A 24,029-nucleotide genomic window follows, 5' to 3' on the forward strand; every position below is an offset into this window, starting at 1 on the left:
ATTTTTGCAGCAGGCCGAAAAGATTGCAGACGGCGAACTCGTAACGGCAATCGAGCAGCATCGCAGGAGGCGTATGTCTTTCATCAAAAACGCAGGCTATGTTTTTCTGACCTTTGCCAGTGCAGGTGCTAATGCTGCGGCCGAGTCCGGCCGTGCAAATCTCCTGAGCGTTTATCAGCAAGCGGTCATCAATGACGCCAAACTTTCAGCTGCCCGTCATGAGTATCAGGCTCTTCGCGAAGCGGTTCCACAGGCCCGGGCCGGGTTGTTACCGACGCTCAGCGCGGGCGGGTCGGTCGAGTCGGTTCGTTTGCAGCGCGATGAGCCGAGCTTGACGCGAACGCGCAGCCAGTCCGTCTTTCAAGCCAACCTGAATCAGCCGTTGTTTCGCCTTGATCGCTGGTTTCAACTCGAAGCTGCGCAGGCGAGTACGGCACAAGCAGCGTTGGAATTATCTGCCAAGGAGCAGGCGTTGGTCCTTGGTGCCGCGCAAGCCTATTTTGAAACGCTGCGCGCGTTGGACACATTAGCGGCTTCCAAGGCAGAGGAGGCAGCCTTGCAACGCCAGCACCAGCAGGCTCAGGCGCGCCTTGACAATGGAGCGTCCAGTATCACGGATGTGCTAGATGCTCAGGCTGCCTACGATAACGCCAATGCCAACCGCAAGCTGGCCGAGCGTAAGGTTGACGATGCTTATGAGGCCCTTGCACGCCTTACCAAGCAGGACTATTCATCGATCGAGGGTGTTGAGCATCGATTACCTGTGGTGACGCCTGTGCCCAATGAGGCCAGTGCCTGGGTAAGTCAGGCTGTGCAACAAAACCTGTCTTTGCTCGCCAGCAATTTTGCGGTGACAGCTGCCGAGAAAACCAATCAGCAGCGCAAGGCCGGTTTTGCTCCTTCCCTGGATGCCGTTGCCTCCTATCGTCATGGAGATAACGATAACTTTGGCTACAGCAACCCCACCGATTTTGGTCGCTCTGGTTATCGGGGCGATGTTGCACAACGAAGCATTGGGTTGGAGCTCAATATTCCATTGTATTCGGGAGGCATGACGCGCTCGCAAGTTCGTGAAGCCACTGAGCGTTTAGCTCAGAGTGAAGATGAACGAGATGATCGGCGTCGTGAGGTCGTACAAAGTACTCGAAATTTACATCGGGCTGTCAATTCAGACATAGAACAAGTGAGTGCTCGGCGACAAACGATTCTCTCCAGTCAAGCATCGGTGAAGGCAAACACGGTGGGGCGAGAGCTGGGGTCTCGTAATACAGCCGATGTATTAAATGCTCAGCGGCAACTCTACAACGTTGTTCGAGAGTACAACAACGCTCGTTACGATTACATTATCGATACCCTTAAGCTAAAAGACGCTGCTGGCACATTAAGTCCTGCTGATTTGGCGGATTTAGCCATGTATCTAACCAAAAATTACGATCCTGATCGTGACTTTCTTCCTCCTGATGCCCGTGAACAAACATGAGCGCAACTCAAACGCTGATTGCCGAGGTATAGGTGGCACATCCTTCATGTGGGTTATGAAGTATTAAGCCTGGTATTAATTTCTCCCTAGTTGGGACGCAAGGACGCAACAGCAATATGAGTACATACACTCCAAGCGTCGAGCCGCCTGCACAGCCTTCAGTTTCAGATGCCATGGACACGGGCTTAGCCTGTCTGGTCATGCTGGCTCGCTTTCACAATTTGTCGGCTTCTGCTGAACAGCTTTCTCATGAGTTCTCAGTTGATAACCAAGTCTTTTCTCAAGCTGAGCTGCTTCTTGCGGCAAGAAAGCTTGGCCTGAAAGCCAAAAGGGTGAGTACCTCACTTGCTCGCCTAGGCAGCACGCCTCTACCTGCCATAGCGATTGATAAAGAAGGACGTTTTTTCATTATCGCCAGGCTCGATCAAGGCAAAGTGCTTATTCAGGATCCGCGTGTTGAGCGTGCGGAAATTATTAGCGCCGAAGAGCTGCTCGCGCGATGGAATGGTCAATTGATTTTGGTTCGTTCCGAAGCGGGAAACCTCGGTGAGACATCACGATTCGACTTTACCTGGTTTATTCCTGCCATCGTGAAGTACAGAAAGCTACTCGGTGAAGTCCTGCTGGTTTCTTTTGTACTGCAAATATTTGCCCTTTTGACACCGCTCTTTTTTCAAGTAGTGATGGATAAGGTGCTGGTACACCATGGGCTGACCACATTGGACGTTGTCGCCATAGGTCTTTTAGGGATCATGCTGTTCGAGTCGGCGCTGAGCGGCTTGCGCACCTATGTGTTTGCCCATACAGCCAGTCGAATTGATGTGGAGCTGGGTTCTCGCCTCTTTCGACATCTGGTCAATTTACCCTTGGCTTATTTCCAGGCTCGCAGGGTGGGAGACTCCGTCGCACGTGTCCAGGAGCTGGAAAACATCCGCAGTTTCCTGACCGGCAACGCTATCACCCTTGTCCTGGATGTCATGTTTTCCGTCGTATTTATCGCTGTGATGTTTTACTACAGCGCCTGGTTAACACTGATTGTGGTGCTGTCGTTACCTCTCTATGTATTGGTTTCGGCGCTGATCACGCCGGTGCTGCGTGCGCGACTACAGGATAGTTTTTCCCGTGGGGCCGAGAATCAGGCGTTTCTTGTCGAAACGGTAAATGGCATTGATACGGTCAAATCCATGGCCGTTGAACCGCAAGCCATTCGTAAGTGGGAGAACCAAATAGCCGCTTACGTTGCCGCTGGTTTCAAGACACAAAACCTCTCAATGATTGCTAACGAAAGTGTTGGGCTGATCGGTAAGTTGGTGACGGTCGCAACCCTATGGATGGGCGCTCGCTTGGTCATCGATGGCAGCCTGACGGTAGGTCAGTTGATTGCTTTTAATATGCTGGCCGGCAGAGTCTCGCAACCGATTATACGTCTGGCGCAACTCTGGACCAGTTTCCAGCAAACCGGGGTGTCCGTTCAACGTTTAGGCGACATCCTCAATACTCGGACGGAGTTGTCCCAGGCCGACAGAAGCGCGCTGCCGCCACTGAAGGGGCACATCGAATTTGACCAAGTGCACTTTCGCTATCGCACCGATGGTTCTGAAGTGCTCCGGGGCATTAGCGTGAAAATAATGGCGGGCGAAGTCATCGGCGTTGTGGGTCGCTCAGGTTCTGGAAAAAGCACACTCACCAGACTGCTTCAACGCCTGTATGTCCCGGAGCGAGGACGGGTGTTGGTGGACGGCATGGACTTGGCGTTGGCAGATGTTTCATCGCTGCGCCGCCAGATTGGTGTAGTACTTCAGGACAACATGTTGTTCAACCGCAGCATCCGCGAAAACATTGCATTGGCCGATCCTGGCACCCCCCTTGAAGCTGTCATGCATGCGGCACAGATGGCCGGAGCCCACGAATTCATTCTGGAGTTGCCGGAGGGGTACGACACGATAGTCGGCGAGCACGGTGCCTCACTGTCAGGTGGTCAGCGGCAGCGCGTAGCGATCGCGCGTGCATTGATCGGCAATCCACGAATTCTGATTTTCGATGAAGCGACCAGTGCTTTGGACTATGAGTCCGAGCGGATCATTCAGCAGAACATGCAGAGCATTTGCAAGGGCCGCACGGTGATCATTATTGCCCACCGATTATCCGCCGTCAGGGATGCCAACCGTATCTTGGTGATTGATCGCGGGCAAATAGTCGAGCAGGGCACGCATACCGAGTTATTGGCCCATCAAGCGGGGCACTACTCGCGATTGCATCGTATGCAACAAGGTTGAGCCGTTTGGTTGCGTGATGTGTGAACTGATCTCGCCTCTTTTCGGGAGGCGACACGGATGTGCATAGGTTTTTACATAGGACGATAATCGTATGAGCGCTCGCTCCGATTTGTTTCAACGCTACCGCCATGCCTGGCGCGAGTCGTGGCGTCGGCGAAAAGCCATGGACGCCCCCAAACGACTTCCTCACGAGGTTCAATTTTTACCGGCCGCCTTAGAGCTGCAAGAAAAGCCGGTACATCCTGCACCCCGCATTTTTATATGGAGCATTCTTGGCTTTGCCACGTTGGCTTTGCTCTGGGCGTTCCTCGGTAAAATTGAAGTGGTCGCGGTGGCGCCGGGGAAAATTGTTCCCAGTGGCAAGACCAAGTTGATTCAATCCAGTGAGACTGCAGTCGTTACGGCGATTCATGTCACCGATGGTCAGGTGGTCAACGCGGGAGAAGTCCTGATCGAATTAGACCCCACCTCGGCAGATGCCGACGTTCGGCGCATTCAAAGTGATCTTTTAGCCGCCCGGATCGACAGTGTACGAGGCGGGGCAATGCTGGAGGCGATCAATCATCAAAAAGAGCCTCAACCTTTAAAAGGTCTGATTCAGGGAGCTACTCCTGAACAAGTGTTAACGGCGCAGCGCTGGCTGCAAGGTCAATATCAGGAATATCGCAGCAGCCTCGATCTTGTCGAGGCCGAAATTCTTCAACGCGACGCGGATATACAAGCCGCCCGATCCCAAGTCTCCAGTTTGCTGAAAACCTTACCGATAGCTACCCAGCTCGCTGAAGATTATCAGCGACTACTGGCCCAACAGTACGTTGCCAGGCACGAATACTTGGAAAAAGAGCAAGCTCGCCTGGACCTTCAGCGCCAACTTAGCGTCCAGCAAGCGAGTGTATTGCAATCAACCGCTGCTCAGGGTGAGGCCAAACGTCGGCGTGAAGGCGTGGTGGCCCAAACCCGACGTTCAATGCTCGATTTGCAGCAAGAAGCCAATCAGAAAGAAGCCAGCTTGATTCAAGAGCTGGCTAAAGCCCAATACCAGGAAACGTTGACACTTCTTAGGGCTTCCGTGGATGGCACGGTTCAACAGCTGGCCGTCCATACCGTCGGCGGGGTTGTGACGCCAGCGCAGCAACTCATGGTCATTGTGCCTAGTAATCAGCCTGTAGAGGTTGAGGCGATGCTGGAAAACAAAGATGTGGGGTTTGTTCGAATCGGTCAATCCGTCACTGTCAAAGTGGAAACCTTCACGTTTACCAAATATGGCACGGTTGAAGGCGAAGTTGTCAGTATTTCAAATGATGCGATCGAGGATGAAAAGCGAGGCCGTATTTACAGCAGCCGTATTCGGCTTAAGTCCGACAGCCTAATGATCAAAGGACAACGTGTTGCGCTGACGCCGGGGATGTCTGTCACGGCTGAAGTTAAAACAGATCAACGCCGAGTAATTGATTACTTCCTAAGTCCGCTACAGCAGCATATCGACGAGAGCTTAAGAGAACGCTGAGATTTGATGCTGCAGGTAATAAAAGCGCAGAAATTTTTCATGATGCGAGGTCTCATGACATGATTTTCAGGAAGTTGGTATGAAAGTAAAGCGGTTAATAGCTGTTGCTAGCTTGGTTTTTTTGTCGTGTTCGACATCAGCTGAGTGCCTTGTTTCTGACCCTTCTAAAAAGGGGGGAGCGTATAAGTTTTATCTTTCAGGCTCAGAGTGCAAGCTAGTTCGTTACAGTGGGGGGAACGTTGTAACAATGTATGTTGAGTATCCGAGTATGAAGATTGTTAACGAGAGAGCAGTTGACGACTCTCTTGTGATTTTTCGCTTGGTATATATATCTAAAGCAACGTTTAATCAAGACGCTGCTACTGAAAATAAACACCCTACGAGGGTCCATGATGGGATTGAAAAATATGGAGAAGGAGAGGGCGCTTTTTTTAGGTTTATAGGTGGCGATGGGAATCCGACATTCGTATCGAATTGGCCAAACTCACGAAGCGCGAGGCACTTATTCAGTGATGGAATCCAAATTCGCTATCAATACGCTTTGAAGCATAAAGACTTGAAGGCAATGGATGGGTTTGCATTAGATTTTGTTAAGAAAATCACACGTAAATAAGGAGTGTCTATGAGTGGAGTAAACTTGAGTTCCGCGCAGCTCGCAGAGTTAGGAGCATTGCGGGATAGTAAAGAGTATCCTGCGATGTATAGCTATCTGCGACAATTGGTCCTTGAAAAAATTTCGACCTCACCAGGAGATCCATTAATCCCAGAACTGGAAAAAACCGCTAATTGGTTGGCGGGCGCACAGTCAATAAACTCAAACAATCGAAGTTTTTTTAGTGACATGGTTCGCGGTTCGATAAAGTTCGCTGTGGCGACCACAGGCAGGCCATTAACGGATGATGGATTTCAAGTAATTTCAAATAAGCTGGCAGAAAGCGTAGCGCAAACTGTTTTAGATGCAAGAGCAATTGTACCCCCTCAGGAGATAATCCAAACTGATGTGGCCGCAGCTGTTAGTGGCTTTGGTTTACAGCAATGGAACTGGCCAGGAACCATTGGTGACCAGTTCCCGTCTCCATTTGGACTTGGGCAAGATTTTGTTCAGGTGACTGGTAGCGATCGCTTAGAATATAGCAAGAATTTAGGTGTCGCGATCATGCAAAATGCCGCGGGCCTTAATAGGTTTCTGGACCGTGATACGCCATTTGACACAAGTAAGCAATGGAGGCTTGCTCGGGATGTCAATAAATGGATTGGTGATAACTTATATAGGTTTTTTTCTAGTTCTGTTAACGCAGAAATCGAAAGTACACCACAACAACTGATCGATATTAAGATTACGCCAGATCCACGAGCTCAGCAAAATATTCAAGGCGAAAATAAAGCTCGTCAAGATGTCAGTAATGGTTATGTCGTAAACTCGCCTACCCACAGTATTTCATTCAAAGATAAAACCTTAAATAATACAGACTTTACTTCGACTCAAATAGGCAGTTTAGCTACGGGCGGAATACGCCCTGGCGAAATACAACTCGACCCTAATGCGCGCCCGAATGCCTATCTGTCACAATTCTACCAGGCACCCAACAGCACTCGGCCAGACTTCAGTTTGCGAAACGCTGTAACCCTGAACGGTCTTGCGGCAATGACAACGGTGAATACCTACGTCGACCCATTGTTGTTGGATCTGAGTGGCAATGGCGTTCGCATGACCGATATCCGAGATGGCGTGCTGTTTGATACCGACCATAGCGGCACACTCAAGCGCACGGGATGGGCCGACCGCAGCACCGGGATGTTGGTTATTGACGACGGTAGCAGCCAGATCAAAAATATCAGTCAAATGTTTTCCGAATACTATGCTGGCAAGGCTGGGGTTGGCGGTGCTGCTGGAGAGGTACGATTCAAAGACGGCTTCGCCGCACTCGCTAGCGAAGACGCCAATGCGGATGGCGTGATTAACCAGAATGATCCGATCTGGAACAAATTGCGCGTATGGGTGGATGCTTCTCATGATGCTCAAACCGATGCCGGTGAGCTCAAGACCCTGGCCGAACTGGGTATTACCCAAATCAATGTGCGGTCCACAACGGCCAGTAATGAACTCCGTGATGGAAACAGGGTGCTTGCCCATGGCACTTTTACAATTAACGGTAAAACCCAAGAGGCGCTCGCTGTTGATTTTCTGGGAGATCCTGTAAGCAGCACGCTGCTCGATCAGGGCACTGGAACCAAGGTGACCACGACCTCTGAAGGCGTAACAACTACTGCCTATGCAAGTAAGAGCACTGCCGGCGAAACGCTCGATGCTGCTCAGTTAGGGGTCAGCAATTTATATGGTGGTATCGGTAACGATACCTTGATTGCCGCGCCAACAGGCAGTTGGCTGGTGGGTGGAGGGGGGAGTAATACCTATACGGGTTCTACTGGTAACGATGTCTTTGTGATCAGTGCATCAGATCGTATGGACAATATCCACGGTAATGGCGGACGCGACACGGCTATTATCGTTGGCGGTGAGGGGGTAGCTTTAAACATGGCGCGAGCTGGGCTGACTATTGCTCAGGGCGGCAGTGGTAATGATGTTATTACCAGCGGTGGCACCTCTAGTGCGTTCATCAAAGGTGGTTCAGGAGATTCGACGCTGATCGGTGGTGCGGGCAATGATGTTTTGGTTGGAGGAACCGGCCGCAACACTATTTTGGGCGGCAGTGGGAAGGCCGTTATTTATGCTGGACCGAAAGGCGACACCATTTACGCGTCAGAAGGCGGCAGCATCATTCATGCGGGCGGTGGTGCGGACATTATTTACGGCAGTGTAGGCAATGATGTAGTCGAGGTAGGGCGCGGCAACGCCATTATCGACGGTGATGGCGGAATCAATATTGTTACCTTACATGGCAACCATGGCGATTATAAAATCACACGTACTGCCACTGGTTACGAAGTGGCCGATAAGGTCGCTGGACGAGACGGTACTGTCACACTGAAAAATATCCAAAAGCTGAACTTTTCGGATATTTCAGCTGTAGATTTGGACTTGCCCAACGCAATGCCGGTGGGCGATGTTCTAACTGTCGATCAGGCTGGCAAGGCATTTGGTCGGACACAAGCCCACTTGATTTCAGCAGCAAGCCTGCTCGCCAATGATCAGCATCTCAACAGTAAAGGTGCTCTACGTATTGCAAGTGTGGACGAGGCTATTGGTGGCACCGTCAGCCTTACCCAACAGGGCGATGTACTATTTACTCCTGATCCACGCTTCACGGGATTGCTCAGCTTCAAATATGGCGTGATTAATGACGCGGGCAACCCCTCTGCCACGGTAGTCGACCTAGGTACAGGGCAAACGGCTCCCATGCGAGCCAAGGTTTCGTTGCTGACTCCAGAAGTACCGCTGGATCCGTTGGCGGCACAACAGTGGTATCTCAGCGATATCAATGTGTTGCCAGTCTGGAAGGATTACACCGGGAAAGGTGTGCGAATAGGTCAGTTTGAGCCAGGCGGTGAGTTTGCTACCCAGCCTGAAATCTTCGATGTTAAGCACCCGGATCTTGCACCTAACGTAGATAAAGCTTGGCTGCAGACTCAGCAGACGAATGAAACCTTGCCAGGCGTGGTGTCCAATCACGCGACAATGGTTGCCGGCGTGATGGTCGGAGCCAAGAATAGTATCGGGGGGGTCGGAGTTGCACATGATGCAACGCTGGGCGGTTATTATCTGGCCAACGAAGGTGATGATCTGACTGGGCTCGGCCACATGGTCAGTTACGACATTGCCAACAACAGCTGGGGGTTTCAGCGTGATTTCGCCATCAGTAACATGCAGCAAGGCAAAATCAATACCGCCAGCTCACTGACTTCCAATGCCCAATATGCTGCAAATAATGGTCGAGGTGGATTAGGGACCATTATTGTGACTGCCGGGGGCAACAGTCGCGCTACGGGTGGCAATGCACAAGGATCACTGACCAACAACACCCGCCACTCGATTCAGGTCGGAGCCATCAATGCGCAAGCTGATTTGTCGACTTTACAAATAGGCTCTGCACCGTTCTCTAATCCAGGTGCAAGTCTATTAGTCTCGGCGCCAGGCAGTAATGTCGTGTCCACCAGCCATATGCTGGAAACTGATCGTGGCTCAACGTTCGGCAATAGCTACAGTGCTATGCAAGGCACCAGTTTCGCTGCGCCGATCGTTTCAGGCGTCATTGCGCTGATGCTTCAAGCCAATCCAAACTTGGGCTACCGTGATGTTCAGCAAATTCTGGCGCTGTCGGCACGCAAGGTTAACGATCCGTCTACGGTATGGAGCGATAACGGCGCCCGCAACTGGAACGGAGCCGGCATGCACACCAGTCATGACTACGGTTTCGGTGAAGTCGATGCCCGTGCCGCTGTGCGGCTGTCTGAAGCCTGGATGACTCAGAGCACTGGCGCCAACGAGTCAGTGTTCAGTGCTTCCAGTGGTGTTGTGGGTAAAACGTTGGCGGCGGGTGAAACCTTCTCATCAAGTTTGGTAATGAATACGGTCTCGTACGTTGAGCATGCCGAAATCGACTTTGATGCTCAGGTCGGCCGTTTGGGAGATGTGACCCTTAAGCTAATTTCTCCAGATGGAACACAAAGCGTATTGCTTAACCGGCAGGGGAAGGTGCCGGTTGGTACGGCAGGGGCGAGCGATACTGACGTGGGCAGCGCACAGTCAGGCGCTTTCAAGTATACCTTCATGAGTACTCATCACTGGGGCGAGCTCACGGCAGGTGAATGGAAGCTTGAGGTGACCGACTCCGCCAATGGGCTTCCTGTCACGCTGAACAGTTGGTCGTTGCGCCTGTACGGTAGCAAGATGAGTGCTGACGACACGTTCTTTTATACAGATGAGTACATCAAAGCGGTAGCTGCGCAGGCTAAACGTGGTGTATTGGACGATGCCGCAGATGCAATTGCTGGTGGGCGTAATACGCTCAATGCCGCGGCGGTCTCTGGTGATACTTCTGTCAATTTGGTAACAGGCGTTGCAAACATTGGAGGAGCGGCCCTCACGATCAAGAGTCGCTCACCTATCCAAAACATTGTGACTGGCGATGGTAATGACACGCTGGTCGCAGGTCCGGCAGATGCATTGCTTGATGGCGGCCGAGGTAACAACGTTCTGCAGGGTGGCACGGGTAAGGACTTTTTTGTGGTTCATCGCCGCAGTGGCGGTAACGATACCGTGGTGAATTACGACGCTGCCCGGGGGGAAATAATCAATCTGGTTGGCTTCGCAGGCAAGACCTTTGCAAACCTGCTCATCACACAACGCGGTGCTGATGTGAGCGTGGATCTCGGCGGTGCTCAGTCTATCTTGTTGAAGAATCAGTCCGCATCCGCTTTTACCTCTGCTCTGTTCAAGTTCCAAGATACGTTCGTTGCACCAGCGGCATACGTTAACAGCAATGCTTCTGCGGTCACTTCTCAGGAGGGCTTGGGTACTGTCGTGTTGAAGGGGGGGGCCAAGGGCGTGAGTATCACGACAGGAGCCGACGGTCAGTTTGTAGCGTCTCTGGCCGGTACCGTGTACAGCCATGACAGTGCTACTTCAGATACTTTTGTTGTCGCCAGACAGCCAGGAGTTGAGAATTATCAAAACGCGTTAAGGGGATTTAGGCAGGGCACTGATAAAATAGATTTAAGTCAGACGGGCATCACCAGTTTTGAACAACTCTCAATCAGTAAAAGCAATCGAGGTACGATAAACGGGCTGTCGCAAATTCACGGCGTAGAGATCGCGACCACCGCACTTGACCCAACTGGTGCGAAGGTAAAATTGGTTTATCTGGACGCGCTTGATGTGTCTCAGTTGAATCGGGCCGATTTCATATTCGCTTCCCATGCGCTGGATCTGGTCCCTATTGCTCCCCCAAAAGTATCACCTGTTGTGACCACTCCTGAACCATTACAGCCGACGATTACAGTTCCGGGTCCCGTGGAGCCTTCTGTTTCTCGTCCGATGATCACTCCTGTTGTGACGGCCCCTGATCGATTGCATCCGACGATTACTGTCCCGGGCACATTGGAGCCCGCTATCAAGCGGCCGAATATTGATATATTGCCCATCGTTTTGCCGCCTATTGTTCCAATCAACGTTCCTACTGGCCCCACAGTCAAAGAGCTTTTGGCAGCGCGAGATCGCTTTCCAACGGATACAAAGGTAAGAAGTATTGAAGAGATTTTAGCTGAACGAGGGGTTGACCCAACCAAGCCGATTGTCATGACTACACCCACGCCTATAGTTGCTGGTAGAGAGGCTGGTAGGGGCGGCGATACTGGTCCGACAGAAATCAGAAGAAGTAGGTTTGACGAAATTTTTGCGGCGCATAATAGCGATCGGACCAAGATAGTTGAAATGGCTGCACATACACCAACCGTTGTAGAAAGGCATGTCGATAATAGTTTTTATCAATACAAACCAAGAGTCATAAATATTCCAGATATGGCTTCAGAAGCGTTTCCATCATATGAGAAACACAGGTCAAGTATAGATCTACGAGCACCGGTCATCCCTCGGGCTACAGACTTGGTTTATCGCGACTCGGCAGATGTGGGAGTGACAAGTCTTCACCAAAATGCGCTAGGACTGTCAAAACCCAGTGCGTCTGGTGAAATCAAAACAGTGAGGGTTAGTGCTCCTGAGCGGAAAGATTCTTTACTCAACCATACTGATAATACTCTGGCTATAAGTAAGACTTTCGAAAAGGTGAAATTGGGTGATGGCAATCACAATGTTAAAATTGATGGTGTTTTTGCCGAGTTGGTCGCGGGAGATGGAAACAATAAAGTTGACTCGACTGAAAGCACCGCAGTCGTAGCGCTTGGGAATGGAAACAATACTATAACGGGGGCCTATCAAAAGCTGGTAGCCGGTGAGGGTGACAATTCAGTAACTGCCGCAGTTCGAACGCAGCTGGTGTTGGGGGGAGGTAATAATAATGTTAAACTTAGTGGGGTTTTTGGAGCGCTGGACGCTGGCAATGGAAATAATATAATTGATTCGACTGAAAGAAGCACAACGGTAAAGGCTGGCCATGGTAAAAATATTATAAAGGGTATCTATCAGAAGGTGGCGGTTGGCAATGGCGACAACACAATCACAGGTGCTATCCGAGACCTCAGTGTGGGGGATGGTGATAATTTAATTGTTAATACAGAGTCTATGGCAAATGTAAAACTAGGACGTGGCACAAATACAGCGACCATCAGTGGTGTCATGTCTACTGTGGAAGTGGGACAGGGTAGCTACGATCTAGAGTTCCGGGGATCTATGAGCACCTTGGAGTTTGGTAAGAATATTACTCCTGATAAGTTGTGGTTTGAGCATGAAGGGCAGAATTTACAAATTTCTGTACTCGGTTCCAAGGAAGAGGTGACGCTACTCAACTGGTATGCGAGTAAACCAGAACGGCCCAGCACCATCAGCACGGGGGACGGTAAGCGCTTATATGATCGGAATGTCGAAAAATTAGTACAGGCTATGGCCGCGTTCGCACCTCCCGCATCTGGCTTAACCAGTCTTGCCGCTTCCGAACAGCAGTCCCTTCAACCCGTCATAGCAGCAAATTGGTGGTAAACGGTGCGTCGATATCAACTTAGGTCATAGTTTTTGACCAAACTCCAGCTCCCTGCAATGAGTAATTTGCAGGGAGCTTTTTACACATGCGGCCTGAGAAGACCGCTGTCAGCAAAGTTAGCATATATGTTCGTTAAACGTTGTTCGGTTGGGTCAAGTTCATCAGTGCCATGTCTCCTTCTCCGGTGAGAGCGGGCAGGCTTGAATGGTGGGTAATAATCTTTACGGTTATATAGTTAACGTTGCCGTTATTCAAAAAAATAAGCCTCTTCTAAGTAAAAAAATCAATAGGAAATTTCCTAAGGGCGCCAAGTAGCGGATATTTAATTGGTCAGCCCGGATGGGTGCATTTTTTTAAAGTTTTTTATAGTGTGGTAACAAAACCGAAAAGAAAAAACTGCATAACGGTATCTTCCAACTAAGCCAAATGACTCAGGAAGAATCATGCCGTCAACAATCAAAATTTCAGATGTGCGCCTACTTGCCCAATACACTGCTTTGAAATATGCATTTTTTGTCTGGTTGGCTTCACCAGCATCTGCATTAGCCGACATTGATATCGACACCGCTAACGGGTTGATTGACTCCAAAAGAGCGGCCTGGTTCAAAGAACTGCAAAGCCATGTCATCACTCGCTACCCACAACCAGGATCAGAAGCGGCAAACCTTGACCGACTAGGGTCTATTGCCTACGCGCAGGACAGCGGCGACAGATATCGGCTCGCCATCAGCGATGCATCCCAGAAATCTGTCTATAAGCGGGCGATCATGACGCAGTCAGCGCTAGGCTCCCTCACCCCTGAAAAAACACCCAGCGCGCCGCTGGATCTCTCAACCTTCGATTCATACAGTCACTTGGTAGATCTATACAACCTGGCAAGCTACTCATATGACGCTAATGAAAAAAAAGAGCGAACTGCAGATTTCATATTAAAAGACAAGTTCCTTCGTGGTCGCCCCAAGGACGTGCTTGAGAACTCACAATACATAAAAAACTACCAGTCCATAAAAGGTTCATCCTTCCCCAGCGGCCATACGTGGGATGGCTATGAAACGGCAATGGGCATGAGCCTGGTATTTCCAGAGCGTGGCAGTGAAATCATTTCCCGCGCCTTGCAGTACGGCGAAAGCCGGGTCGTATTGCGAGCGCACTTTCCTACCGACACCATCGCGTCCCGTATCGGTAACTATTACTACCTGTCCAAAATGCTGGAAGACGACACGCTGGCAAAGACTTTTTTTGAGTTGAGCGGGGATATCCGCAAGCAGGTAGAAGCATCGAAACTGTGCTCGGGCACCTTGCGCAGCTGTCTTGAGGCTCAAGACTCGCCCTTGACCGATACCCAAGCCAAAGAAAACTACAGCCTCGGTTACTACAATCAAATGCTCGCGCGTGACGCCGTTGTGCTCGCGCCTGAGCATATCCCGCAACAGGCCGGCGCCTTGCTGCGTTTTCGCTTCCCCTATTTGAAATCACCCGAATGGCGGCAGATTCTGGCCAGCACGGCTTATCCCAGCAATTCGCTGGCGGGCTGGACCTTCGATGCCAATAACCCGAATGCCAATTGGGGGCTGATTAACCTGCCTCAGGCTTTTGGCGGCCCCACCTATTTCTATGAAAACTTCACGGTCAACCAAAACCCGGATTCGGATCTGGACCTGGCCGGTTTTTCTCAGGTCGATACCTGGAAGGAAGATATTGGCGGCCCTGGCGGTTTGATCAAAGAGGGCAGTGGAACGCTCATTCTCACGGGCAATAACACCTTTGGTGGTGGCATCGATCTGAACCAGGGCACCTTGCAAATTGGTAACGGCGGTGCACAAGGCTCAGTGCTGGGCAATATCAACAACAAGGGCACGCTGACCTTTAATCGCAGCGATGACTTGGTTTTTGGCGGCGACATCAGCGGTTACGGCAACATCATAAAAGACGGGGCAGGCACCCTCGAACTTACGGGCAGTAACCGTTCCATGGGTTACACCTATATCGACAAGGGTGTACTGAAGGTCAATGGCACGCTGAACCATGCATTGGTTTACGTCGAGTCCGGCGCCCAATTGCAGGGCAGCGGCGAAATCGGTCAGGTTGTCGTCAAGGAAGGCGGGGTGCTCGCGCCCGGCAATTCGATCGGAACGCTACGTATCACTCAAGATCTGGTCTTCAAGCCCGAGTCGGTCTACCGCGTCGAGGTTGATGCCACTGGGCGTGCAGACAAGCTGGATGTGGCCGGGCCTGTTGACCTGCAAGGTGGTCGGGTCGATGTTCAGGCGCAGTCCGGCGATTATCGTCCTAGTACCACCCTGGCCATTATCCAGGCGCAAAAAGGTATCAAGGGGCAATTTGCCAGCGTCACCTCCAACCTGGCGTTCCTCACGCCCAGCCTTGCTTACGAACCCAACCAGGTAAACCTGAACCTGTTGCGCAATGATATTCGCCCCGCAGAGCTGCTCAAGAACGAGAACGAAAAAGCCCTGGCCACGCAGTTACTCACCACGATACCGGCCGGCCCGGCGGCAACGTTGCCAGGCGATGGCTTGGCGGCCACCGACGTACAGCCTTCCCCGGTGACCTCTGAACCCACTGTTCCAACAACCTCCGAACCTGTTGTTGTTACTGTGCCTGACGCACCCCAGCCTGTTATCACTCAACCCCTTCCAACCCAGCCCGTTGCACCGAGTTCCTCTCTTGCTGCCATTGCTCAAGCGATCACGCCACCGGTGCCGAGCATCACAACGAGCGACGAGCTGTCCGTACTTTTTAGCAGCGACGAGGATAAAGTCTTTGGCGGCAGCCTCAGTGGCCACGCCAATCTGGTTAAAACCGGCGCAGGTCAGCTCAGGTTGACGGGCGGCGGCGATATGGCCGGGCGCATCGATATCAACAAAGGCACGCTGAGCGCCAATGGCACATTGAGCAACGCGATGCTTTACGTCGAATCCGGTGCTCAGTTGCAAGGTATCGGCGAAGTCGGCGCAGTCACCGTCAAGAAGGGCGGGATCATCGCCCCGGGCAACTCGATCGGCACCTTGCGTGTTGCCCAAGACCTGACCTTCAACCCCGAGTCGATTTACCGGGTGGAGGTCGATGCGGCTGGGCGTACCGACAAACTGGAAGTGGCCGGGCGCGCGGAACTGCAAGGTGGTCTGGTCGACGTCCAGGCGCAGGCCGGTGATTACAGGCCCAACACCACGCTGGCCATTATCCAGGCGCAGAAAGGTGTCAGTGGTCAATTTGCCCAAGTGACCTCCAACCTGGCGTTTCTCACGCCCAGCCTCGCTTACGAACCCAACCAGGTAAACCTGAACCTGCTGCGTAATGATATTCGCCCCGCAGAGTTGCTCAAGAACGAGAACGAAAAAGCCCTGGCCACGCAGTTGCTCACCACGATACCGGCCGGTCCGGCGGCAACGCTGCCAGGCAAAGGCTCGGCGGCCACCGACGTACAGCCTTCCCCGGTGACCTCTGAACCCTCTGTTCCAACAACCTCCGAACCTGTTGTTGTTACTTTGCCTGATACATCTCGGCCTGTTATCACTCAATACGAAGAGCCGGTCATCCCACCGCTCGCGACATTGCCAGTCGCTAGCACGGCATCGTCAACTATAACCACATCAGAGCTGGCCCCATCCGCTGCCTTGTTGGACGCAGCTCCCACACTGAACGCTGCGCCGGCACCGTCTCTTACCTGGGCCCAGAAAGAAAACGATGCCTTGATCGGACTCTCCAGGGACGAGTTCAAGAACATCATGAAGCCCATGACGGGCGAGCTGCATGCTTCACTCAAGAATGCGCTGCTGCAAGACTCAAGCTACGTGCGCAACGCCACGCTCAATCGTCTCTACGAGACAGAGCACAACCCACGTGCCCTTGGCGTCTGGGGGTATGCCTTCGATTCCAGAGGGACACAAAACCGGGAGGGCGATGCAGCCAAACTCAATCGTTCGATTCAAGGCGTCATCGGAGGGATTGATCGACAGGACGAAGAAAGCGGCTTGAAAGCCGGTCTTGCTGCCAGCTATCAAAACAGTTCCGCCTCGCTGTCCACGCAGAGTGCTTCTGCCGACGTTGAAACCTACAGCCTTGCTGCCTATGCGAGCAAACAATTCGACAGTCTCACCCTGCGCGTCGGTGCGGCTTATGCCTGGCATGAGATCGACAGCAAACGCGATGTAGCCCACAAGAATGGCTCCACGCGACTAAAAGGCAATTATGACGGCAGCACCCGTCAGGCCTTTGCCGAGCTATCCCACAACATTAACTTCAACACAGTGACGCTGGAACCCTTCATCGGGCTCAACTACGTCCACGTTGAAACCAAAGCATTTTCAGAGAAGGAGAACCTCTTCGCCCTCAGTGGCAAAAAAAGCCGCATGGACGTGACCTCGGCCCGACTCGGTGCGCGCGTGAACGCCGTTCATCCTCTGGCCAATGGCATGGCCGTGCGTCTGAACGGTAGCGCCGGGCTGCAACACGCATTCACGGAGAAAACCACGCACACTCGTTTGAAGTTGCAGTCCCAAGGAGACTTCGTGAATATTTCCGGCTTGCCCGTGCAGCAGGACACGGCTCAGTTGGCGTTCAGCGCTACGTTGGATTTGACGCCGGCCTTTTCCGTGGGGCTGAGGTACACAGGCGAAATAGGCCAGCGCTTTCACGATCAGAGCACCTCCGCCATGGCTTCATGGACGTTCTAGGGACAATCAGAGCACATAGTCCTGCGGTTAGCGGATAACCGCAGGATTGTTGAAGCGATTGGCGGCAGCCTGGACATATCACTTCTCCAGACTCGCGCCTTTTCGCTGGCTGGCGTGATTCGTTTGAGTGAGTTATAGGCGTTCTGTTTGTCGCCCAGGCACGCTCGCGCGCCAACTCGCCCTGGTCCAATGGGCCGGCGACCATTAACTTGCAGATGATCGGGCGGTCCAACTTACAAATCCCTCAAGACCTGCGAGGGATCTTGAACTGTATTAAGTGGCATTAATTGCAATGTGCTTGGATATATAGGGTTGGGGGATTAACTCTATAAAAATAATGTCATCGCTTGGTGTTGTTTTGTTTAGCTAGTTTTTTGATTCAAGAAAAATCTTGGTTCGATTCAAGCTGTTTCTTGTTGATGATGTGGCGCTGGAAAACTAATCTGTTGCCGCGATATAAATCGCTCTACTCATCAACATTAAAACACTTTTCGGACTCTTTCCAATGAAAGCATTGAAACTGCTCGTTCTCACTTCAGCGATGTGTGCGCTGGCTAATAACGCTATGGCCGCGGATGGGACTATCAACTTCACCGGCGAAATCACTGCGGCTTCCTGTGTTGCATCTGCAGGGGCTGGAGCCACAGTGGGTGGCAGCGCTGGCAATCAGGTCGTGGACGTCAACCTGGGGAAGGTAAGTATGGACTCCCTCGGCGGTGTGGCGGGTGAAGGCATTGCTGCCGGTCAGTCGATCAACCTTAACCTGGATTGCGGCAATACCGCGGCTGGTTTGACCACCGTCAAACTCGGTTTCGATCCTATGGCCGGGTCGGGTGTCGACTTGAAGAAGAACAGTCTTCTGAAGACGGTGGGTACTGCCGAAGGCGTGGGTATCGGCATGTTTGATGCCGATAACCAACTGATCAATCTGTCCGCGAACGAGGCTTACTCCGCTGCGCTGGTAAAGAGTGGAGAGGATGAAGCCACTAAATATACGGCGGCTCTGAGTATGCGTGCAGCCTACGTGGCTAACGGCGACACCATCACTCCAGGCACTGCCAACGGCACACTGCCTTTCACTCTGACCTACGAATAACTCGTATTGCGGGGCTTAACAGCCCCGCCTTCTGTGAGGTCGTGAATGTACGCCACTTTAATAAAACACTTTTTTTTTCTGCTGGTGTTGAATGCCTGCTCCAGCATTTGTTTTGCGGGGCTCCAAGTCGGAGGCACACGGATCATTTTCCCCTCCACCGACCGCGAAGCCTCGATTCAGGTTCGCAACGAAGGTGCTGAAGACATCATGATCCAGTCCTGGATCGAAGCGCCACCCGGTCAAGATGCAAGCGAAGTTCCCTTTGCGATCACTCCATCCCTGGCTCGGTTGAGTTATAAAAAACAGCAAATGCTACGGGTTTTTTACCAGGGCGAAGGGTTGCCCATGGATCGCGAATCGGTGTTCTGGTTGAGCATTCAGGAAATACCGCAGGTGTCCAAGACAGAGAACAGTTTACAAGTTGCGTTCCGTCAGCGTCTTAAACTTTTCTTTCGTCCAGCAAAACTTCCGGGTACTCCGGACGAGGCTGCAAAAAAATTAAAGTGGAGCTTCGTTAAAGGCGCTATTGAACCGATGTTGCTGGTAAATAACGCTACTGCGTTTCACGTTTCCCTGGGTAGCGTCGCGGTGTTGGCAGGCGGGAAAAAATACACTGTTGAGGCGCAGATGGTCAGCCCCAATGCAACGACAAAGATGAAAATCAACGAGCTGCCTAAACATTACAGTGGCGCGCTTAGTGTTGTTTGGGAATCAGTTAATGATTATGGCGCTCTGGTTAAGCATGAAGCTGATCTAGCCCTTTAATTCCTCAGATACTTTTAATTCTACTAACCATTTTTTCGGGCTTTGGCTCAGGGTTTGGCGTGTCCAGAAGGTGCCGTTTTGAACTCTTTTTTCTCGTATTACAGGCAGGTGAAATCTTCAAATTCGGGTTCAAGAAAGAGCCTTTCGTGCTTGGCGGTTATCGGCGTGCTCAGCTCCACAGCTACGAGTGCAGCGCAATTCAACCCGCTGTTTCTGAAGAACAAGGGCGCTGAAGTCGACTTGCGTTATTTCGAAAAGTCCAACGGTATTGTCCCGGGTACTTATAGCGTCGATCTGTACTTGAACCAGCAGTTGGAGCGACGCCAGGAGCTTTTTTTTCAAGCTGGCGAGGAGGCCGAAAGCTCAGAGGCTCAACCGGTGTTGACTGTCGCGCTGTTGCGTGAGCTCGGTGTCAATGTGGACCGCCTGCGGCAGGAAGGTATCGTCGCTCCAGACAGCGCTGACAGCGACCCTGTCACGCTGCTGCGGATCGACGGTGCCTCGGTTGAACTCGATGTGACTAAGCTGTCGCTGTTCATCAGCATCCCGCAGGCCTACATCCAGCGTCGCGGCAGGGGCTATGTCGACCCGTCTTTGTGGGACGACGGCATCACGGCATTTTTCACTAACTACCAGTTGAACTTCAACCGCAACACCGGCGGGTTCAGCAGTGACTACGGCTACCTGGGCTTGCGCAACGGGCTGAATATAGGTCGATGGCGCCTGCGTAACGACTCGGCTATCAGTCAGGGCACCGGGATGAGACGGACCTTCTCTAGCAACCGGACTTACCTTGAGCGCGACATCACCAGCCTCAAGGGGCGTATTGCGTTCGGCCAACTCTATAGTCGCGGCGATATTTTCGACAGCAGCCGTTTTCGCGGTGCTCAGCTTGCTTCGGACATTGGCATGCTGCCGGATGATGAAGCGGGCTACGCCCCCGTCGTATATGGCATTGCCGAGACGAACGCGACCGTAGAGATTCGCCAAAATGGGTACGTTATCTACTCCACCACAGTCTCGCCGGGGGCTTTTGAGATCCGTGATATTTACCCGGGTGGTTCCAACGGCGACTTGCATATCACCATCATCGAGGCTGATGGCCGCGAGCGTAAATACACTCAGGCGTACTCCTACCTCCCGGTGATGACTCGCCGGGGCAGTTTTCAATACAGCCTGTCGCTGGGCCATTACGACAACGAACGCTCCGTGTCCCCGAAGCTGCTCCAAAGCACAGCGGTGTATGGCGCGACCGACAACCTGACGACCTACGGTGGTGTGCTCGCCAGTGAGGGCTACACGGCACTCAACCTGGGCATTGGTATCAACTCATCGTTGGGCGGGATGTCCATGGACGTGACCAGCAGCCGTTCCAGGCCCGATAGCGGTAAGCAAGCGTCGGGGCAGAGTGCGCGTTTTCTATACTCGAAAACGCTGAGCAGCACCAATACAACGTTCAGCATGGTGGGTTACCGCTATTCCACCTCGGGTTATCGCACGCTGAGTGAGTATATCGATGAAAGGGGGAATACCGACTATTATTTCGGCAGTCGTGGCCGCCCCAAAAATCGTCTCGACCTGAGCATTCGGCAGACCATCGGCACTTATGGTTCGTTTTATATAAACGGTGGCGAGGTCAACTATTGGGACCGCAGTGGCAACACGCGAAACGTGCAAGTGGGTTACAGCGGCAGTGTCGGTGAAGTCAGCTATAGCCTGTCTGCCTCGCACACTCAAAGCGTTGGTCGTTCGCGCCAATCCGACAATCAGCTGGCGTTCTCGATGAGCGTGCCCTTCGGCCCACGTGCGCGTTCGCAGCGGTTCTATAGCAACCTCACCTCGGGAGGAAAAGGTGAGGACAGTGTGCAAACCGGGGTGGCCGGCTACCTGGACGGCTCGAATACATTGTCCTATTCGGCGCAGGCGGGACGCTCATCCGGCGACAAATCGGCAGGTGTTGGGCTGGGCTGGGATGGTCCGTCTGCTCAACTCGCGGCCAATTATTCAAAGTCCGGTCCTTCGCGTCATCTGGATATGACTGCTTCCGGTTCTGTGGTGGTTCATGGAGACGGGATGACGTTCGGGCGATCGGTAGGCGAAACATTCGCCCTGGTCGAGGTGCCCGGCGTGGCCGGGGTCGCGCTTGAAGGCTCTACGGCTAGCACCGATGGCGCGGGATATACGGTTCAGAGCTACATACAACCGTATCGTTATAACTGGGTGAACATTGATACGCAGACATTGGGCAGTGATGTAGATGTTACTGAGACTTCGCAGCGTGTGGTTCCGCGCCGGGGTTCAATAGTGAAGGCTCGGTTTGAGGCCTCTACAGGCCGTCGTGTGCAATTTGAACTGTTGCAAGCCAACGGGAATAAGCTGCCATTTGGTACGCAACTGTTCGATGAGAACAATATATTGTTGGCGGTGGTAGACAACCGGTCACGTGCGCTTGTGTTTGGTATCAAAGACCAAGGGCTATTGATGTTGAACTGGTCGGGCGGCAAATGTAGTGCTCCTTATAAATTGCCTGAGCGCAATCCGTTGTTGGTGTATGACCAAGTGAAAGCCACCTGTGGTGTTCAATGATTAGTGGAGTAATTAAATGAAGTGGAAAATCTTTTTCTCTGTGTGTTTTTCATTGAGTGTCAGTACAGTGCAGGCGAAAATTATAGATGGCTGTCATTTTGTTAATGGGGGCAGGGATAAGCAAGTACGTATAGCGGCCTCACCAACAACGATATCCTTACGTAACGTACCTGTTGGTTCGGTAATGGCTACTTCGCGACTGATTCCGGTTTCTGGAACTGGCCATGACTGCGGCGCCCTCACTGAAGTACAACAGGACTATTCAATAGTTCAAGGAGCGCTGGCTGAAGGCTTCACTGACGTTTACCAAACAGGCATCTCTGGTGTCGGTGTCAGAATTATGGATTATAGTTTTGGCGATCGTGAATCTTTGCCCTACACAAGAAAATATTCGCGGCCAAGTAGTTGGATACAGTCAATAAGTTCATTGGTGTTTGAGTATGTGCGTACCTCTCGGAAAATCTCCATGGGCAAAGCAGCAATGGAATTCACAGTTCAGGTTCACGTTAATTACTGGAATTCGCTAGAAGTGAGATTTACCGGGGATACTGACTTTCAGAGCGAGGCATATTTTTCTGGCTGTGAGGGGGTTGAAAAGCTGAATATTCCTATGGGGCGTGTTTCGATAGGTAATTTAGGCGTACAGCAAAAGTCCTTCAATTTGGACGTAAAGTGCTCTGGCATGAAAGAGGGGGCGAAGGTTCCGGTAAACGTGTATTTTGAAGGGGACTCTAACGGCCCTGGTCGGTTAAATTTAGAGCCAGGCGGTGCTGAAGGCGTTGAGCTTAAATTGCGCAATAACAATAATGTACAGCTGCCATTCACCGCGGGAAACGCCATGAGCATGGTTTGGATGAGAAGTGAGCCAGGCGGCGAAATCTATCGTCTTCCTGTTGTTGCAGAGTATACAAAAAAAGCCTTCCAGAAAGTCAAGCCAGGTAAGGCTAATGCAACATTGAACTATATTCTTGAATATAATTGAACGTTTTACGGGGGGGCTGAATTTTTGGTTCCCCCGTTAATATTATTTATGACTGCAGATTATTGTCTGAAAACGCTGATACGATTCACTAAGCCAACTATCAAATGTCTCAAGCAGCATAGGCTTGGCACACAAGTAACCCTGGCCCACCCGAGCGCCCATTTCGACCAGGCAATTGCGTTGTGAGGGTGTCTCAATACCTTCCACCACTGCCTCCATACCTAACGCATTAGCTAATGCCAGCGCATTGCGAACAACCACCCGATAGCGCTCTGAACTATCAACCGCCCCAATGAATTCTCTGGCCAGTTTGATTTCATGGAACACCACCTTGCACAGTCTCAGCAGTGATGAATAACCCGTCCCGAAGTCATCGATTGACAGGCGAACGCCCAGGCGACTCAGGCGATTGAGCTGCTTGATGTGCGCATCGGAAAGGTCGACCGGGCCGTCTTCGGTAATCTCAAAGGTCAGTGACGAACGTCTTACGGGATGATCGAGTAACCATGTTTCCAATCGGTCGACAAACGTGCTGCTATTTAATTGGCTGAGTGACAGGTTAAACGCAAGTTTGAGAGACCGCCCCATGCGGTGAAGCTGGAGCTGGTAAGCCAGCCCTTGCTCCAGGAGTACAAATAACAAGTCGTCGAGCCAGCGCTCCTGCTTGATAAGCGGGAGGAAGTGGGCAGGCCCAAGCACGCCGTGCAGTGGATGGTGCCAGCGCGCCAGCACTTCCGCGGCATTGACCTCTCCGGTGCAAAGGTCGAATTTGGGTTGTAGATATGCACGAAACTCTCGCAGCCAAAGGCCCAGTTGCACATCTTTCGCGCTGGACAGTTGAGCGGGTGGTGCTAATTCGTCAGGGCAGTCCGATTGCCTGGGTAAAATTTCCTTTGTTCGGGGAAGCAAGCTCGATAGAAACGAGCTTGAAGCGCTGTAGTGCATGAGGGCCAAGCCTGGTGTTAATACCCTCAAAGCTTATGGGAATTCTCTTTGGCATTGCTAAGGAAGCATCTGTGGTGTGGGCGCG

General features: G+C 52.0%; 11 protein-coding genes. 10 read left to right on the plus strand and 1 reads right to left on the minus strand.

Annotation, left to right across the window (positions count from 1 at the left end; genetic code table 11):
• Positions 1 to 73: 73 nt before the first annotated feature.
• The 10 genes from CER19_RS28010 (at position 74) to CER19_RS28055 (ending at position 22,999) form a co-directional block, all read left to right on the plus strand.
• Positions 74 to 1,480, plus strand: coding sequence for a TolC family outer membrane protein (locus tag CER19_RS28010; RefSeq protein WP_116668787.1), 1,407 nt, complete (start codon positions 74 to 76; stop codon positions 1,478 to 1,480).
• 116 nt (positions 1,481 to 1,596) lie between these two features.
• Positions 1,597 to 3,756 (plus strand): type I secretion system permease/ATPase, encoded by a 2,160-nt coding sequence (locus CER19_RS28015; RefSeq protein ID WP_165861683.1) that lies wholly within the window; start codon positions 1,597 to 1,599, stop codon positions 3,754 to 3,756.
• A gap of 91 nt (positions 3,757 to 3,847) precedes the next feature.
• The gene (locus CER19_RS28020) at positions 3,848 to 5,263 is read left to right on the plus strand and encodes an HlyD family type I secretion periplasmic adaptor subunit (RefSeq protein WP_116668743.1); all 1,416 of its coding nucleotides are present in this window, start codon (positions 3,848 to 3,850) and stop codon (positions 5,261 to 5,263) included.
• Positions 5,264 to 5,531: 268 nt separating this feature from the next.
• Positions 5,532 to 5,876 (plus strand): hypothetical protein, encoded by a 345-nt coding sequence (locus tag CER19_RS28685; RefSeq protein WP_133298372.1) that lies wholly within the window; start codon positions 5,532 to 5,534, stop codon positions 5,874 to 5,876.
• A 9-nt stretch (positions 5,877 to 5,885) separates the two neighbouring features.
• Entirely contained in the window at positions 5,886 to 12,875 is a 6,990-nt protein-coding gene (locus tag CER19_RS28030) for a S8 family serine peptidase (protein ID WP_256660568.1), read from the plus strand.
• Positions 12,876 to 13,319: 444 nt separating this feature from the next.
• A complete protein-coding gene (locus tag CER19_RS28035; RefSeq protein WP_116668745.1) occupies positions 13,320 to 17,570 on the plus strand; it encodes an autotransporter domain-containing protein in 4,251 nt (1,416 codons plus the stop codon).
• Between the two features lie 505 nt (positions 17,571 to 18,075).
• On the plus strand, positions 18,076 to 18,666 hold the full coding sequence (locus tag CER19_RS28040; protein WP_116668746.1) for a fimbrial protein: 591 nt from the start codon (positions 18,076 to 18,078) through the stop codon (positions 18,664 to 18,666).
• Positions 18,667 to 18,711: 45 nt separating this feature from the next.
• Entirely contained in the window at positions 18,712 to 19,431 is a 720-nt protein-coding gene (locus CER19_RS28045) for a molecular chaperone (protein WP_116668747.1), read from the plus strand.
• A gap of 150 nt (positions 19,432 to 19,581) precedes the next feature.
• Entirely contained in the window at positions 19,582 to 22,017 is a 2,436-nt protein-coding gene (locus tag CER19_RS28050; RefSeq protein WP_256660569.1) for a fimbria/pilus outer membrane usher protein, read from the plus strand.
• A 16-nt stretch (positions 22,018 to 22,033) separates the two neighbouring features.
• Positions 22,034 to 22,999 (plus strand): fimbrial protein, encoded by a 966-nt coding sequence (locus CER19_RS28055; protein WP_116668748.1) that lies wholly within the window; start codon positions 22,034 to 22,036, stop codon positions 22,997 to 22,999.
• A gap of 42 nt (positions 23,000 to 23,041) precedes the next feature.
• On the opposite strand, the gene CER19_RS28060 is transcribed toward CER19_RS28055, so the two are convergent.
• Positions 23,042 to 23,944, minus strand: coding sequence for an EAL domain-containing protein (locus CER19_RS28060; RefSeq protein ID WP_116668749.1), 903 nt, complete (start codon positions 23,942 to 23,944; stop codon positions 23,042 to 23,044).
• Between the last annotated feature and the right edge of the window lie 85 nt (positions 23,945 to 24,029).

It is taken from the genome of Pseudomonas sp. GL93 (genome assembly GCF_003408955.1).
GTDB lineage: Bacteria > Pseudomonadota > Gammaproteobacteria > Pseudomonadales > Pseudomonadaceae > Aquipseudomonas > Aquipseudomonas paracarnis.

Bases quoted from the DNA above. Each gene is read 5' to 3' on its own strand.
- CER19_RS28010 (WP_116668787.1), top strand. From the start codon at position 74: ATGTCTTTCATCAAAAACGCAGGCTATGTTTTTCTGACCTTTGCCAGT.
- CER19_RS28015 (WP_165861683.1), top strand. From the start codon at position 1,597: ATGAGTACATACACTCCAAGCGTCGAGCCGCCTGCACAGCCTTCAGTT.
- CER19_RS28020 (WP_116668743.1), top strand. From the start codon at position 3,848: ATGAGCGCTCGCTCCGATTTGTTTCAACGCTACCGCCATGCCTGGCGC.
- CER19_RS28685 (WP_133298372.1), top strand. From the start codon at position 5,532: ATGAAGATTGTTAACGAGAGAGCAGTTGACGACTCTCTTGTGATTTTT.
- CER19_RS28030 (WP_256660568.1), top strand. From the start codon at position 5,886: ATGAGTGGAGTAAACTTGAGTTCCGCGCAGCTCGCAGAGTTAGGAGCA.
- CER19_RS28035 (WP_116668745.1), top strand. From the start codon at position 13,320: ATGCCGTCAACAATCAAAATTTCAGATGTGCGCCTACTTGCCCAATAC.
- CER19_RS28040 (WP_116668746.1), top strand. From the start codon at position 18,076: ATGAAAGCATTGAAACTGCTCGTTCTCACTTCAGCGATGTGTGCGCTG.
- CER19_RS28045 (WP_116668747.1), top strand. From the start codon at position 18,712: ATGTACGCCACTTTAATAAAACACTTTTTTTTTCTGCTGGTGTTGAAT.
- CER19_RS28055 (WP_116668748.1), top strand. From the start codon at position 22,034: ATGAAGTGGAAAATCTTTTTCTCTGTGTGTTTTTCATTGAGTGTCAGT.
- CER19_RS28060 (WP_116668749.1), bottom strand. From the start codon at position 23,944: ATGCACTACAGCGCTTCAAGCTCGTTTCTATCGAGCTTGCTTCCCCGA.